Origin of the sequence: Pelomonas sp. BJYL3 (genome assembly GCF_027257975.1) — a bacterium.
Classification (GTDB): domain Bacteria; phylum Pseudomonadota; class Gammaproteobacteria; order Burkholderiales; family Burkholderiaceae_C; genus Roseateles_B; species Roseateles_B flavus.
The window spans coordinates 1-14,871 of sequence record NZ_JANZKX010000013.1 but is presented as its reverse complement, the minus strand read 5'-3'; the positions used below and the strand labels follow the sequence as shown (position 1 = coordinate 14,871).

Sequence of the window (14,871 nt, the reverse complement as noted above, 5' to 3'; positions counted from 1 at the left end):
CATCCTCTTGATCGAGCACGACGTGAAGCTGGTGATGGGCCTGTGCGACCGCGTGACGGTGCTGGACTACGGCAAGCAGATCGCCGAGGGCACGCCCGCGGACGTCCAGAAGAACGAGAAGGTGATCGAGGCGTACCTCGGCACCGGTGGCCATTGATCAGCCCGCAAAGAATTGGAGTCAAAGATGACGAATGAAGTGCTGTTGAAGGTCAGCGGGCTGAAGGTGGCCTACGGCGGGATCCAGGCGGTGAAGGGTGCGGACTTTGAAGTGCGCCGCGGTGAGCTGGTGAGCCTGATCGGGGCCAATGGCGCCGGCAAGACCACCACGCTCAAGGCCATCACCGGCCTGCAGCCGGTGGCGGATGGCGACATCCAGTACATGGGCAAGTCCATCAAGGGCCAGGGCGCCTGGGACCTGGTCAAGCAAGGCCTGGTGATGGTGCCGGAAGGCCGCGGGACCTTCACGCGCATGACCATCGTGGAGAACCTCCAGATGGGCGCCTACATCCGCAACGACAAGGCGCAGATCGAGGCCGACATCGACCGGATCTTCGGCATCTTCCCGCGCCTGAAGGAGCGTGCCACGCAGCTGGCCGGCACCATGTCCGGCGGCGAGCAGCAGATGCTGGCCATGGGCCGCGCGCTGATGACTCAGCCCAAGGTCCTGCTGCTGGACGAGCCCAGCATGGGCCTCTCGCCCATCATGGTCGACAAGATCTTCGAGGTCGTGAATGACATCCACGGCCAGGGCGTGACCATCCTGCTCGTGGAGCAGAACGCCAGCCGCGCACTGGCCGCCGCCAACCGCGGCTACGTGATGGAAAGCGGCCTGATCACCATGACCGGCGCGGGCAAGGACCTGCTGAGCGACCCGAAGGTCCGCGCAGCGTACCTTGGTGAATAAGCACCATCCTCATCGTGCGAAGACGGCCGGCGGCACAGCCGCTCGGCCCCCGCGCGAAGCCCGAGGATCCGGCTCCGCCGGGCCTGCGGGCTTGCCCCCTTGAGGGGGCGCGCGCAGCGCGTAGGGGGTGGAACCATTTCCAGAGCGGGACTACAGACAAGTCGCGAGCAGGAACCTTAACCCGCAGGTTCAGCAGCCCACAAGGCTGCAGGCGCTCGTTACACAGGAGATGAGACGATGAATTCGCAGATGAAGCTGGTGGCTGCAGCAGCCCTGGCCCTGGTGGGCGGTACCGCCCTGGCTCAAGACCTGGTCGTGAAGATCGGTCACGTCGGTCCCACCAGCGGCGGCATTGCCCACCTGGGCAAGGACAATGAGTTGGGCGCCCGCATGGCTATCGATGAACTGAACGCCAAGGGCGTGACGATCGGTGGCAAGAAGGCCAAGTTCGAACTGCTGGCGGAAGACGACGCTGGCGATCCCAAGCAAGGCACGGCCGCAGCCCAGAAGCTGATGGACTCCAAGGTCAATGGCGTGATCGGCCACCTGAACTCGGGCACTTCCATCCCCGCGTCCAAGGTCTACGCTGACGCCGGCGTGCCGCAGATCAGCCCCTCGGCGACGAACCCCAAGTTCACGCGCAACGGCTACAAGACCACGTTCCGCGTGGTGGCCGATGACGTGCACCTGGGTGGCACGCTGGGCAAGTACGCCGTGACGCAGCTCAAGGGCAAGTCGATTGCCGTGATCGATGACCGTACCGCTTACGGCCAGGGCGTGGCAGACGAGTTCGAAAAGGGCGTGAAGGCCTCCGGTGGCAAGGTCGTGGGTCGCGAGTTCACCAATGACAAGGCCACGGACTTCAGCTCCATCCTGACCTCCCTGAAGGGCAAGAAGCCCGACGTCATCTTCTTCGGCGGCATGGACGCCGTGGCCGGCCCGATGCTGCGCCAGATGAAGCAGCTGGGCATCGAAGCCAAGTTCATGGGCGGCGACGGCATCTGCTCGGGCGAGCTGCCCAAGCTGTCGGGCGGCACCATGGGTGACGGCCAGGTGGTGTGCGCTGAAGCCGGCGGCGTGGAAGGCGAATCCAAGAAGTCCATGGACGACTTCAAGGCCCGCTTCAAGGACAAGTACAAGGTCGAAGTGCAGATCTACGCACCGTACGTGTACGACGCGCTGAACGTGATGGTCGCCGCCATGGTGAAGGCCGGCTCGGCCGAACCCGCGAAGTACCTGCCGGTGCTGGCCAAGACCGAAGGCTACAAGGGCGTGACGGGCACGATCAGCTTCGACAACAAGGGCGACATCAAGAACGGCGCCCTGACCCTGTACACCTACAAGGGCGGTGCCCGCGAGCAGATCGCGGTCGTGCGCTAAGTCTCCCCGCCGGGGGAGTGACCCGGCAATCTCACGCGGAAATGTTGGAGCCGCCACCGTTGGGGTCAGGTCTTGCCTGGCACCGCGGTGGCGGTTTTCATTGCCGCCGTACCCGCTGCGGCTTCCCCTGCCTCAGCGCCTGCGATGGCCTGCGGGCGGCTCCGCGCTGATCGAGGCCTGGACATCGCCCGTGCGGCTGGCCCGGACCACCTCCTCGAACGCCGGCAGCAGCTCCGACCAGGCCTGGGCGTCAAAGCCCGCCGGGCAGCGCAGCGCCGCCGTGCCCTGCAGACGCGGCAGCCGGCCCCGGCAGGCGATGACGATGGTGTTGCTGCAGTCCTCGTCACTGATCACCAGCAGCTCGCCGTCGAAGCTGCGCTCCAGCCGGGCCAGGTGCAGCGCGAAGTCCACATGCCCCGTGTGCAGGTTGACGGCCAGCAGACCGCCGGGCTGCAGGGCGTCCCGGCAGTCGTCATAGAAGCGCTGGGTGCACAGCGCGGGCGGCTGGCCGTGGTAGTCGAAGCCATCGACCAGCAGGACGTCCAGCTGGTAGGGCGGAAAGCGGACGAAATCCGCGCCGTCTCCCAGCAGGACCTTGAAGCGCGCGTCGTCGTCCGGCACCTTGAACTCGCGGCGCAAGGCCAGCACGTGCGGATTGATCTCCAGCACCTTGATGCGCGTGGCCGGCAGATGGCGGTGGCAGAACTTCGCCAGCGAACCGCCTCCCAGGCCGATCATGGCCAGCGTGGCCGGACGCGGATTGAAGAGCAGGACGCCCATCATGGTGCGCGTGTAGGCCAGCGCCAGGGCGTCGGGCGCCATCAGGTGCATGGTGCTCTGGATCTCGTCCATGCAGAAGTGGAGGGACTTGCTGTCCAGCGTCTCCCGCACATAGGGCCTGACATGGGCGTTGGCGTCGGCGTCTTCGAGGGCAAGAAAGGAATCACTCATGGGCGGCTGGGGAGGCTGGGGCGGTGCGGTGTCGACGGGCGGCGCGGAGGTCCTGCCACAGCGGCGGGCTCGCGACCAGGATCAACGCGAAGGCGAAGGGAAGGGTGGCGGAGAAGCCCAGGTGCTTGAAGGCCAGGGCACCCGCCAGGCCGCCCACGAAGAACAGGGACAGGATCAGCAGATGGATGCCCAGCCTGTCACGGTTGGCCTGCACACGGTGGACCGCGTTGCGCTCGCTGGAACGGTTCCAGTAGAGCAGGCGGCCGAGCTCGATGCCGATGTCCGTCACCACGCCGGTCATGTGGGTGGTGCGGATCTCGGCCTGGGAAATCTTGGTCACCATGGCGTTCTGCAGACCCATGATGAAGCACAGCAGCAGCACCGCCGTGGGCACCAGGAGCTGTGGCAGACCGCGCAGATGGGCGCCCACCAGGCCGAAACCCAGCAGCAGCAGGGCTTCCACGAGCAGAGGCAGGGCGTACTTGCCCTGCAGCTGCCGGCGGCGCGCCCAGTTGATCAGCAGGGTCGTGCAGGCGGCACCGCCCACGAAGGACAGCAGCGTGGCCAGCGCGGACAGCGCCAGCCGCAGCTCCCCGATCGCCAGGTCATCGGCAATCCCGGAAATGATGCCGGTCATGTGCGAGGTGTAGCGCTGCACGGCCAGGAAGCCGCCCGCATTCACCGCGCCCGCCACGAAGGCCAGCAGCGCGCCCAGCTGGCGGTTGCTGCTGCGGGTGCGGTGGCGCGAGGTCAGGCGCTGCAGGTGCTCGAGGGGCATGGGAGGGCGTTGGCAAACGGCGGAGCCGGTTGAAACGCTAATCTAATGCGCCTTGAATGCGCGTGCAATTATAATGTGATTAACATAAGGAGCCTGCCATGGAGATGAAGACGGCACGCCTGACGGTGCTCATCGATCCCGACAAGAAGAAAGCCCTGGAGACCCTGTGCGCCAGCCAGGACGTGACCCCGTCACAGGTGGTCCGCAAGCTGATCCGCGAGTACCTGGTGGCCCATGGCGTGGACGTCAAGCCGGGCACGGCCGGGCAGGCTGATGCCTCACGGGGCGGCAAGGGCGGTTGAAACGCCGCCTGGCCTGCCAGGCGTGCCCTCCTATCGCCCTCTTATCGCCTACTTTTTGCCTCAGGTCCGCTCAGCTTGCGCAGGCGCAGCCGCTGCGGCCTCCGCAGCCCTTGGCCGCCTCGCCCTCGGGGCGGGTGGCCAGCTCCAGGGCCTGCGCGGCCAGGCGGTCGAAGAGGGCGCCGGCCTGGTCTGGCACAAAGCCCTCGTGATAGACCTTTCTGACCCCCAGGCGCTGCAACTGCACATGCACGCTGGCCTGGACCTCCCGACTCTCCAGGCAGGCCTTGACGCAGGCCAGCGCGCAGCCGTCCAAGGCCATGATGGGCCGGCCCGCGGCCTGGGCCTCCCGGGCCTTGCGCACCAGGCTGGGAACGCCCCCGCCAACGCCGGCGATGCAGCTCATTTCCGCCAGGCCGGCGCGGTCGAGCTGGATGGCAAGGTGGTTGGCGAGCTGGGCGGCACTGGAGCAGCCGGAACAGCTGTAGACCAGGGGCAGGTGATCGCGGTGGTGGGTCATGGTGGAGCCGGGGCCTGATGTCGGAGGCCCGCAGCCTGCCGCGAGAGGGCGCGTGGCGTCCTGCGCCACATCAGAGGTCGTGCAGAAACCGGGCAGTCCAGCGGGCCGTCAGGCGGCGGCCGGCCCGGGCGTCGGGAACAGGAGTCGCACCTGCAGCCCGCCTTCGTCCCTGTTTTTGAGGCTCACGCTGGCATGGTGCAGGTTGGCGATCTCCTTGACGATGGCCAGGCCCAGCCCGGTGCCCTGGCCGCTGGCCTGCCGCCCCCGGTAGAAGCGCAGCATGACCTTCACCAGCTCGTCCGGGGGAATGCCCGGACCGCTGTCACAGACGATCAGGCCCGGCGGTGATGCCTGCACGGTGATGCGGAGGGTGCCGCCCGCCGGCGTGTAGCGTATGGCGTTGTCGATCAGGTTGCCCAGGGCCTCGCTGAGGAGGTCGGGATGGCCCACGATGGCCGCCCGCTGCCCGGCCATGGCGGCATCGCCGGCCTCGATCAGCTCCATGGTCAGGCCCTTGTCATGGGCGCTTTCCAGGAAGGACTCACCCACTGCGTGCGCGAGATCGTCCAGGTCCACCGGGCCGAAGTCCGGGCTGCTGGCCAGCTCGGGATCCAGCCGGCTCAGGGCCAGCAGCTGCTGCACGAGGCGTGCGGTGCGCTGGGTCGAGGCTTGCAGCCCGGCCAGCACGGCACGCGTGGAGGCCAGGTCGGGCGCCTCGGCGGCGCGGGCCAGCCCCAGCTGCAGACCGGTCAGCGGCGTGCGCAGTTGGTGGGCCGCGGTGGAGGCAAAGAGCTTCTCCCGCTCCAGTACCTCGCGCAGCCGGCCCAGCAGCTCGTTCAGGGCGAGTGCGAAGGGCAGCAGCTCGCGCGGCACCGCCGTCGTGGGAATCGGCATCAGCGAGGCATGGGACTGCGTGTTCCATTGGTCGGCCATGCGCTGCAGGGGGCGCAGGGTGCGCCGCACGGCCGCCAGCAGGATCCAGGCCGCGACGATGACGATCAGCCCGACCGGCGCATACACCCACAGCAGCTCGCGGAACACGCGGCGGCGCTTGTTGAGGGTCTCGCCCACGCCCACGAGCACGACGCGCGAAGGATCCTGCGCACTGGCCACCTTCACCCACACCACCCGCACCGGATGGCCCAGGAAGGGGGCCTCGAAGGCCTCGGCGCCCTTGTCGTAGTCGCGGACGTCGCTGCCCGAGCGCGGCAGGTGCTGCTCGCCGGCCAGCACGCGCTCGCCTTCGAGCACGGAGAAGTAGGTCCTGTCGTCGGCGTCGTAGGTCAGCACCGCCTGGGCCTGGCGGTTGAGTGCGATCACGGCGGCCTGCTGCTCGAAGATGACCTGGGAGGCCAGGGAGCGGGCCGCGTCCAGCAGCCAGCGGTCGAAGACGGCGTCGATCAGCCCGCTGGCGGCGTGGGCGCTGAGAAAGCTGGCCACCAGCACCACGGCCAGCAGCGGCGCCAGCAGTCGCCACCTCAGTCCGCCCTCAAGCCCGCCTTGCAAGCCACGCAGGCGCCGCAGCGCCCATGTCATGGCGCGCCGTCCCGAGGTTCGGCATCCAGGACCAGGCGGTAGCCAAAGCCGCGCGAGGTCTCGATGCGCACATGGCAGTCCTGCAGCTTCTTGCGCAGGCGCGAGACATAGACCTCGATGGCGCTGTCACCGACCTCCAGATTGCGCTCGGCCAGCGCGTCCAGCAGCACCCGCTTGGGGACCAGGCGGGGCGCGCGCTGGATCAGCAGGCCCAGCACCTCGAATTCGCGCGGGTTGAGCTCCAGCGGCCGCCCGTCGCAGCTGACCACGCCCTCGTCCGGCAGCCAGCTGAGGCGGCCCAGCTGGGCGCGGCGCGTGCGGGAGGCCACCGAGCGGCGCAGCAGGGCCTCCATGCGCGCATCGAGCTCGTCCACCGAGAAGGGCTTGACCAGGTAGTCATCGGCGCCGGCCTTGAGTCCTGCCACGCGATCGGCCACCTGGTCCCGCGCCGTTAGCACCAGTACCGGTGTGCGCGGGTCGCCCTTTCGCCACCGCTGCAGCCACAGCAGTCCGTCGCCATCGGGGAGACTCAGATCCAGCACCAGCAGATCAGGCGTTAGCCCAACGACGACCTCGGTGGCCCGGTCCAGTCGTTCGCAGACCTGCACCGCCCAGCCGAGCTGCTTCCAGCGCAGCTGCAGTTCCCAGCTGATGATGGGGTCGTCCTCGATGAGCAAGATTTGCATGCGACATTGTGGACCCGCGGTCCAAAGGTGCTTGATAGTGGTTTGCAAGCTTGCCGGATTAAGCTGAACGACGGTTTGCCGTCGTGGCACTGGTGCTGCAGGCCGGTCCCGGGTCTTCATCTCCTTTCCACTTCCCATGCAAACGCGCCTCGACCTACCCCAGCCCGCCCCGCTTGCCACGGCCGCCCCGAATGAAGTGCCTGCACGCCAGGCGGTCGCCCTGCCTGATGCCCCAGCCGGGCGCTCTCCCGGCTGGGTGCCTCCGCTGCGCGCCCTCCGGGTCCTGGCCCGGCGCATGGAGCTCGGTGCCAAGGACTGGTTGAAGCTGGCCGTGGCCTTTGCGCGGCATCCCCGGGCCGTGAGTGGCTGGCTGGTGCTGCTGGTCGGGGACCCGGTGCTGCAGCGCGTCAATGACGCCAGGCTGCTCAGCAAGGTGACGCGACCCTACCTGGACCAGGCCTTGTCCCTGCCGGAGCGGGTGCGCCTCCTGGCGGGGCACTATCGCTGGCTCCATACGCAGGGCATGGGCGACCTGGCCTGCGCGGCCCACGCCGCTCCCCAGTGGCTCTATGGCTGGCAGGGCAAGGACGGAACGGGCTTCGAACTGCAGCTGCAGGCTATGCATGACGGGCATCGCGAAGGGGAGCTTAGCCTCAGCCTGCGCATGGACGGGCGCACGCTGTACACGCTGACGGGCCTGGTCGACACGGGCGCTTCCGGTGCACCGGCCTTCGTCGTGGGGCGGCTGCAGGGCGAGGCCTCGCAGGATGCCGCCGAGCGCATGCGCCTGGCCACCAAGGCCCTGCATGGCTGCCGGCCTGCCTGCCTGCTGATCACCGCGGCCGCCCAGTGGAGCCATGCCCTGGGCTGCTCCTGGCTGGAGCTGGTCGGCAACAGGCAGCGCATCGCCATCAATGCCTGGCGCCGCCGGCGCATCCTCGCGGACAACGAGCGGCTGTGGAAGGAAATGGGCGCCAGCCTGGGCTGCAACGGCCGCTGGCGCTTGCAGAGCGGTGTCGGCCGTGAGTTGGACCTCGAAAGCATCCCCTCACGCAAGCGGGCCGAGGCGCGCCGGCGGCAGGAGCTGCTGCTGGCTCTGTCGGAGGGCCTGCACGAGTCCATGCGTCGAGCGGTCCCACCGAGGGGCTGACCTCCTGGGGCCTTAGAAGATGGATCGACCCGTCAGCGTGGTCAGCCATTCCAGGGCGGCCACGCCGGCCAGGGAGTTGCCATTCGCGTCCAGCCCCGGCGACCACACGCAGATGCCGCAGAGGTTGGGGATGAGCGCCACGATGCCGCCTCCCACGCCGCTCTTGGCGGGCAGCCCGACACGGAAGGCGAAGTCACCGGCGGCGTCGTAGGTGCCGCAGGTCAGCATCAGGGCGTTGAGCCGCTTGGAGAGGCTGGGTGACAGCAGGCGCTCGCCGCTCCAGGGCAGCTCGCCATGGTTGGCCAGCAGGAGCATGGCGCGCGCCAGCTCCACGCAGCTCATCTCGATGGCGCAGTGGCTGCAGTAGGCATCGAGGATGCGGTCGACCGGATTCTGCAGCCGGCCGAAGCTGCGCATGAAGTGGGCCATGGCCGCGTTGCGGTCGCTGTGCTTGCGCTCAGACTGCGCGACCCGTAGGCTGTAGTCGACGGTGGCGCTGTCGGAAAGCTTGCGCAGCAGGTCCACCAGGGCAGTCTCGGGCTGGACATGGCGCGTGCACAGCACGTCGGTGACGGCCAGTGCGCCTGCATTGATGAAGGGGTTGCGCGGCTTGCCACCTTCATGCTCAAGCTGCACGAGCGAGTTGAAGGGCGTCCCGGAGGGCTCGCGGCCCACGCGCTCCCAGAGCGCGTCACCCTCATGCCGAAGGGCCATCAGCAACGCGAAGAGCTTGGAAATGCTCTGAATGGAAAAGCGCTGGCGCGATTGCCCGGTCTCCCAGAGTCTGCCGTCGATGCCCACGATGGCCATGCCGAACAGTTCGCGCGGCACGCGGGCCAGTTCAGGGATGTAGCTGGCGACCTGGCCCTGGCTCAACAGTGGCTGGGCACGGGCGGCGATCTCCTGCAGCGCTGCGTCGAAGTCAGGCCAGGGCAGGGCAAGGGTACGGCTCATGCGCGCATGCTAGCGTCACCGTCATGCCTCCGGAGTCGGGCATGCGGTAATGGCGGTGACACTGGCTTCGCGAGCCGGCAACGGCCACTTGCTCGGGATGGCCCCGGCGGCGCAGGCCCTGTGCTCTGGGTAGGCCACTTCTTTGCTGCCGCGAGAGGCTGTCGGGTGTGCAGTATTGGGGGCGAAAGGCCGTGAAGGCCTGCGCATATTCACAAAGCCCACGGCATCTCGGCGACAGTTTTGCGAACGCTGGGAGCCTTCCGGGGCGAGTGCCGCACACACAAAATTTCATGTGATCTTCCCGAACTGGTCACGCCGCGTGTGGCCTTGCCTGAGCAAGCGGCGGGGCGCACCTGAGCCGCCGGCGCAACAGCCGACTGATTGCAGTTCAATCGCAGCCAGCATGTCGCGACACTGCGACGCCGCCCCCGTATTCATGGGGGGTGCAAATGTTTCTGGATGTCATTGGGTTTTTCAGTGCCTTGCGAGCCCTGGGCGCCGGGGAACGGGCCGAGATCCGGGGTGGCTGCGGTATGGATTTTCCCTCTGCTGCCTAGTGTTTGCCGCTTGCCTGGGCTAGGCATGCGATCACGCCCACTGCTTGTAAGACAAGCCATAACTTAGTTAGGTCGCGTGTCACTAGTAACTTCTTGCAGGGTTGGCGTCGGCAAAAAATAAAGGAAGTGGCCATAGACTGGTCATACGACCTCGCTAACGTTGTGAGATCGGTGGTCAAGGCAGGACAAACACCCGGGTGCATCCATCAGGGTGTTGCTTGGCCAATAGGCTTTCTCTTGCACCGGGTGAGCCAGTGAAGAGATTGTGGAGTTCGCATGGACCCCCGCAATCCAGACCGAGGTGCATACAAAGGCTTGAGGAAATCAGCGGCTCTGCTGGCTGCGTCTGCATTCATTGGCTCTGCCATGAGTGCTGACAGGCAGGGCTTTGTTCATCATTCTCGATTGCGAAGTAGGGGGGCATGTGCCATGAACAGATACGAAGTCCTGCGCGGACGGGAGTCCCAGGCGCGGACTTACGCGGCAAATTTTGAAGGCGTCTTCGAGTCAGGGGCAGGCATCCGACTGCGTGACCAGAGTGGCCGGGAGATCATTGACTGCCTGGCCTGCGCGGGAGCGCTGCCATTGGGTCACAACCATCCTGAGTTGGTGGAGGTGTTGACCCAATTCATTAAGTCCGGGCATGTCCATCAGGCCCTGGACCTCACGACTCCGGCCAAGTACGAGTTTGTCCAGGAACTGTTCGGCTTGCTGCCCGAGGAGTTCGCCAGCCGCGCAAAGGTCCAGTTCTGCAGCCCCAGCGGTTCGGACGCCGTCGAGGCAGCCCTCAAGCTGGCCCGCTTCGCCACGGGGCGGCACAACATCATCGCCTTCCATGGTGCCTACCATGGCATGACGGGCAATGCCCTGGCCGCCATGGGCAACCTGGGGCCCAAGTCCGGCATCGGGCCCGGGCCTGGTGGTATCCATTTCATGCCCTATCCCTACCGATTCCGCTGCCCCTTCGGCACGGACGGCAGCCAGACGGACGAGCTGTCCATCAACTACCTGCGTCGGGTCCTCGAGGATCCGGAGAGCGGCATTGCCAAGCCTGCTGCGGTGATCGTGGAGGCCGTGCAGGGCGAAGGGGGCTGCATCCCGGCCTCTGGCGACTGGCTGCGGGCGCTCCGCGCCTTGACGCAGGAGCATGGCATCCCGCTCATCCTCGACGAAGTCCAGAGCGGCTTTGCGCGCACAGGGCAGATGTTCGCCTTCGAGAGTGCCGGAATCGTGCCGGATGTGCTGGTGCTTTCCAAGGCGCTGGGCGGCGGCTTCCCGCTGGCGGTCGTGGTGTATGACCAGTCGCTGGACAAGTGGCCTCGCGGCATGCATGCCGGCACCTTCCGTGGCAACCAGATTGCCATGGTCGCCGGGCAGGCCACGATGCGCATTCTTCAACGCGACGGTCTCGCGCAGCATGCCCAGAAGATGGGCGAGCTGCTGATGTCGGGACTGCGCGACCTGGCCCGCCGCTATCCGGCGTTTGGTGACGTGAGAGGCCGCGGCCTGATGGTGGGTGTCGAGGTGGCCGAACCGCAGCAGGGCGGCCAGCCCGGTCCCGGGAACGGGGCTTTGGCCCGGGCCATCAAGCGTTGCGCCATGGAGGCGGGCCTGATGGTGGAGACCGGCGGCCGCCACGGCGCCGTGCTGCGCTTCCTACCGCCACTGATTCTCACGCCGACCGATGTCGGCGCCATTCTTGATCGCCTGGATACGGCGGTGTTTCACGCTTTGAAGCAACAGGGGGTGGCTCATGCAGCCTGAGGTCCAAACCACGAATGCAGTCCAGGACGCGGCTGCCGATCCCTCCATTGCGGAGGCTCCCAAGAAGAAGCCCTTGCTCACGCGCGCCTTCATCCTGCTGTGGCTCAGCGAGACCTCCTTCGATATCGGCGCCGCGCTGATGGGCTTCGCCCTCGGTGTCTGGGTCTTCGAGAAGACGGGCTCGGCCGAGCAGTTCTCCTGGACCATTCTGTCGGCGGCCGTACCGGCCCTGCTGATGACGCCGTTTTCCGGAGGGCTGGCGGATCGCTATGACCGTCGCTGGGTCATCGCAAGCTGCGATGTGGTCACCGCCCTGATGGTGATGGTGCTGGCGGCTCTGCTTTACTACGACGCCTTGTCCGTCTCGCACCTGCTGGTCTTCAATGGGGTGGGTGCGGTCGTCGGAGCGCTGCGCAATCCGTCCTATATGGCCGCGATCGGCGCCATCGTCCCCAAGGATAGCTTGACTCAGGCCAATGGCCTGGTGAACCTGTCGCAGGCGCTCATGCACGTGGGTGCACCCTTGATGGCGGGCTATGTGATGGCGTCGTGGGGCCTGGGCGGCATCATGGTCATCGAGGTTGCCCTGGTCATTGCTGGCGCCGCCGCCATCTTCGGCGCGCTGTCCAGCGCACGCCACGCCATCCGAGGCACCGAGGAGCCTAGCAAGCAGCATCCCGTGCGGGCCATGATCGACAGCTTCCGTTCGGCCCTCGGCTACTTCCGTACCGAGCCGCTGATGATCGGCCTGCTCGCCTATGCCGTGCTGCAGGAAAGCCTGATGGTGCTGATCACGGCCATGATCACCCCACTGGTGCTGTCCACCGGTACCAGCGATACGCTGGGCCTGGTGCTGACCTGTGGTGCCCTTGGCAGCATGGTGGGCGCGGCACTGCTGGTGGTGCTGAAGATCAACAAGCGTCTGATGGTCTGGGTCCTAGTGACCGACGCCTGCCTGTCCCTGGCTGTCGTGCTGGCCGGCTTCACCACCTCTCCAGGCGTATGGTGCCTCTGTGCCTTCATCGCGATGGCAGCGGGCGCAGCCTCTGGTTCCTGCGCGGGAGCCCTGTGGATGCGCAAGATCCCCAAAGCCAAGCAGGGCAGCATCTTTGCCCTGATCGGTGCCCTGCACCTGCTGGCGCTTTGCGTGGTCATGACGCTTGGCGGGGTTGCTGGCGAGCATGTGTTCGAGCCGGCACTCGCAACCGGAGGGGCCTGGTCCGAAACCATCGGGCAGGTGATCGGCGTGGGCAAGGGGCGTGGCTTCGGCTTCCTCTACGTCCTCTGCGGGGGCGTATGCGTCATCGCATCGCTGCTGGCCCTGCTCAATCGCCACATGCGAGAGCTTGACCTGCGGGTGGATGACCAGCCGGATATCGAATCGATCGCATCGGTACCGGCTGAGGGGGCTGCCGTCCCTCAACCCAGCACCTGACACGCAGCGCGCGTAGATCGGGTCCTGTCTGTGGTCCAGGCATCAAGCGATGCCTGGACTGCGGAAGCTTTTCACTTTCCGAAACCTGACGAAGCGGGCCGCCTGGCTCCGCACAAGGCGGCGCCTGTTCGTCGCACCTTCCAGGGCATTGCTAGAAATCGTTGCTGGGTCGCGGCCCGGGCAGGAGAAGAACGTGTCAGTCCTCATCGATATGAACCAGGCAGCGCAGACCTCGCATCCCTTGCCCGCGGCGGAAGTCGGAAACTGGCATGAACTGTCTTCGATCCAGCGCACCATTTGGTTCCTCTACCGCATGCAGCCTGAGCTGCAGGGGGGCTACAACATTGCCTTCGCGGCCCGCGTCCAGCCGTCACTGGATGCCGAGCGCTTCCAGCGTGCGCTCGATGGCCTGGCGGCCCGGCATCCCATGCTGCGGGCCAGCTTTGCCGAGTTCGATGGTGAGCCGCGGCAGCGCATCCATTCCCACGCCTCTGTGCCTCTTGCGATCCACGAAGTCGATTCGCTCGACGAGGCGGTCCTGGGGCCGAGGGTGGAGGCGGACCGCGCACGCCCCTTCGTGCTGGATGCGGCGCCCCTGATCCGTGCCAGCCTCTATCGCGACGGTTCCGGTGCCGACGTCATGCTGCTGGCCGTGGACCACCTGGTCTGCGACGGATGGTCGCTGTGGCAGATCCTGGAAGAGCTGGACCATCTGCTGAAGCTGGAATCGGGCGCGCCCGGTTCGACGGAGCCTGGCCCGGCCGACGCTCCCTCATTCCTCGATCACGTCAGCCAGCAACGTGCATGGCTGGAAAGCCCCCAGGGCCAGAGGCAGTTCGAGTACTGGAAGTCGGCGCTTGCGGAGCCCTATCCGCGCCTTGAGTTGCCGGTCGACCACCTTCCCGACCGGGCCCTGGTGAAGGAAACGCGCGAAACCCTCACGGTGGTGTTGAACCCGGCACTGACCGCCGGCCTGCGTGAGCTGACGGAGCGGCACCAGGGCACGATGTTCGCCACGCTGCTGAGCTCGTACTTCATCCTTCTGCATAGACTGACTGGCCAGGATCAGCTCGCCGTCGGCTCCCCCATGCCCGCGCGTGGGCGCGAGTGGGGCAGCACCCTGGGCAACTTCACCAATCCTGTCGTGATGCGGGCCCAGCTGGATCCGCAGCTCAGCGTTGCAGCGCTGCTCAAGCAGGTGCAGCAAACGGCATGGCGGGCACTGAAGAACCAGAGCTATCCCCTGGTGGAAATCGTCGAGCGCCTCAATCCGGTACGCGCTGACGACGGCCATCCCTATTTCAACGCTCTGTTCGTGTATCAGAAGGCACGCGCGGCCTCCCAGACCCTGGGACTGATGGCGCACTCCAAGGACGTCGGCGAAGTGGACTGGGGCGGTGCGAGGCTCAGTGCCTACGGCCGCATCCAGAACACGGGGGGCTCAGGCCTCGATCTGCTGCTGGAGATGGCCGAGGTGGGCGACACGGTGATCGTCCCGCTGGACTACGACAGCAGCAAGTTCGAGCGCCGCACCGTCGAGCGCTTCCTGGGCTACTGGCAGCGCCTGCTGGAGGCCATGGTGGCCGACGAACAGATGGCGGTGGGCCGGCTGCCCATACTGCCTGCGGCGGAGCGCGAGCAGGTGCTGCGAGGCTGGAACCAGACGCAGGAGGCGCTGCCGCTGGATCGGTGCGTGCACGAGCTGATCGAGGCGCAGGTGAGTCGGGATGGAGCGGCTGCAGCGGTGGTGGAAGCTGGCGGGGTGCTGAGCTATGCGCAGCTGAATGCGCAGGCGAACCGTCTGGCGAGGCGGCTGCGGTCGCTGGGGGTGGGCCCGGACGTTCGAGTGGCGCTGTGCGCGCAGCGCGGGTCGGGCATGCTGACGGCGCTGCTGGGGATCTGGAAGTCGGGCGGGGCGTATGTGCCGCTGGACCCGGCGTATCCGAAGGAGCGGCTG

The 14,871-nt window shown here is 66.8% G+C and carries 13 protein-coding genes and 1 pseudogene; 8 read left to right on the top strand and 6 right to left on the bottom strand.

All coding sequences use genetic code 11. The features are described from left to right. From O9Y01_RS23020 to O9Y01_RS23010, 3 genes and pseudogenes are all read left to right on the top strand, one after another. Positions 1 to 157, top strand: a pseudogene (locus tag O9Y01_RS23020) (ABC transporter ATP-binding protein); the annotation flags it as partial. Positions 158 to 184: 27 nt separating this feature from the next. Beyond that, on the top strand, positions 185 to 904 hold the full coding sequence (locus O9Y01_RS23015; RefSeq protein WP_269633992.1) for an ABC transporter ATP-binding protein: 720 nt from the start codon (positions 185 to 187) through the stop codon (positions 902 to 904). Positions 905 to 1,153: 249 nt separating this feature from the next. Further along, positions 1,154 to 2,284, top strand: coding sequence for a branched-chain amino acid ABC transporter substrate-binding protein (locus O9Y01_RS23010; protein WP_442952790.1), 1,131 nt, complete (start codon positions 1,154 to 1,156; stop codon positions 2,282 to 2,284). 132 nt (positions 2,285 to 2,416) lie between these two features. On the opposite strand, the gene O9Y01_RS23005 is transcribed toward O9Y01_RS23010, so the two are convergent. Next, entirely contained in the window at positions 2,417 to 3,235 is an 819-nt protein-coding gene (locus tag O9Y01_RS23005; protein ID WP_269633990.1) for a transferase, read from the bottom strand. After that, positions 3,228 to 4,013 (bottom strand): YoaK family protein, encoded by a 786-nt coding sequence (locus O9Y01_RS23000; protein WP_269633989.1) that lies wholly within the window; start codon positions 4,011 to 4,013, stop codon positions 3,228 to 3,230. Before O9Y01_RS23000 ends, O9Y01_RS23005 begins: the two co-directional genes overlap by 8 nt. A 98-nt stretch (positions 4,014 to 4,111) precedes the next feature. On the opposite strand from O9Y01_RS23000, the gene O9Y01_RS22995 reads away from it, so the two are divergent. Next, positions 4,112 to 4,315, top strand: coding sequence for a CopG family transcriptional regulator (locus O9Y01_RS22995; RefSeq protein ID WP_269633988.1), 204 nt, complete (start codon positions 4,112 to 4,114; stop codon positions 4,313 to 4,315). 70 nt (positions 4,316 to 4,385) lie between these two features. Here O9Y01_RS22995 and O9Y01_RS22990 read toward each other — a convergent pair whose 3' ends face one another. The 3 genes from O9Y01_RS22990 to O9Y01_RS22980 all read right to left on the bottom strand — a co-directional run bounded on the left by O9Y01_RS22990 (position 4,386) and on the right by O9Y01_RS22980 (position 7,054). Then, on the bottom strand, positions 4,386 to 4,832 hold the full coding sequence (locus O9Y01_RS22990; RefSeq protein WP_269633987.1) for a putative zinc-binding protein: 447 nt from the start codon (positions 4,830 to 4,832) through the stop codon (positions 4,386 to 4,388). A gap of 108 nt (positions 4,833 to 4,940) precedes the next feature. Next, positions 4,941 to 6,368: a sensor histidine kinase gene (locus O9Y01_RS22985; RefSeq protein WP_269633986.1), complete on the bottom strand. Its 1,428-nt coding sequence runs from the start codon at positions 6,366 to 6,368 to the stop codon at positions 4,941 to 4,943. Then, positions 6,365 to 7,054, bottom strand: coding sequence for a response regulator transcription factor (locus O9Y01_RS22980; RefSeq protein ID WP_269633985.1), 690 nt, complete (start codon positions 7,052 to 7,054; stop codon positions 6,365 to 6,367). Before O9Y01_RS22980 ends, O9Y01_RS22985 begins: the two co-directional genes overlap by 4 nt. Before the next feature lie 295 nt (positions 7,055 to 7,349). Between O9Y01_RS22980 and O9Y01_RS22975 the strand changes: the two genes are divergently transcribed. Then, entirely contained in the window at positions 7,350 to 8,204 is an 855-nt protein-coding gene (locus tag O9Y01_RS22975) for a DUF535 family protein (protein ID WP_269633984.1), read from the top strand. Between the two features lie 12 nt (positions 8,205 to 8,216). On the opposite strand, the gene O9Y01_RS22970 is transcribed toward O9Y01_RS22975, so the two are convergent. Next, positions 8,217 to 9,158 carry a glutaminase gene (locus O9Y01_RS22970; protein WP_269633983.1) on the bottom strand — a complete coding sequence of 314 codons (942 nt, stop codon included), beginning with the start codon at positions 9,156 to 9,158 and terminating at the stop codon, positions 8,217 to 8,219. 986 nt (positions 9,159 to 10,144) lie between these two features. Here O9Y01_RS22970 and O9Y01_RS22965 point away from each other — a divergent pair. The 3 genes from O9Y01_RS22965 to O9Y01_RS22955 all read left to right on the top strand — a co-directional run. After that, positions 10,145 to 11,479 (top strand): diaminobutyrate--2-oxoglutarate transaminase family protein, encoded by a 1,335-nt coding sequence (locus O9Y01_RS22965; protein ID WP_269633982.1) that lies wholly within the window; start codon positions 10,145 to 10,147, stop codon positions 11,477 to 11,479. After that, positions 11,469 to 12,914: an MFS transporter gene (locus tag O9Y01_RS22960; RefSeq protein ID WP_269633981.1), complete on the top strand. Its 1,446-nt coding sequence runs from the start codon at positions 11,469 to 11,471 to the stop codon at positions 12,912 to 12,914. Before O9Y01_RS22965 ends, O9Y01_RS22960 begins: the two co-directional genes overlap by 11 nt. Positions 12,915 to 13,107: 193 nt before the next feature. Then, a partial coding sequence (locus O9Y01_RS22955; RefSeq protein WP_269633980.1) for a condensation domain-containing protein occupies positions 13,108 to 14,871 on the top strand: 1,764 nt, incomplete at its 3' end.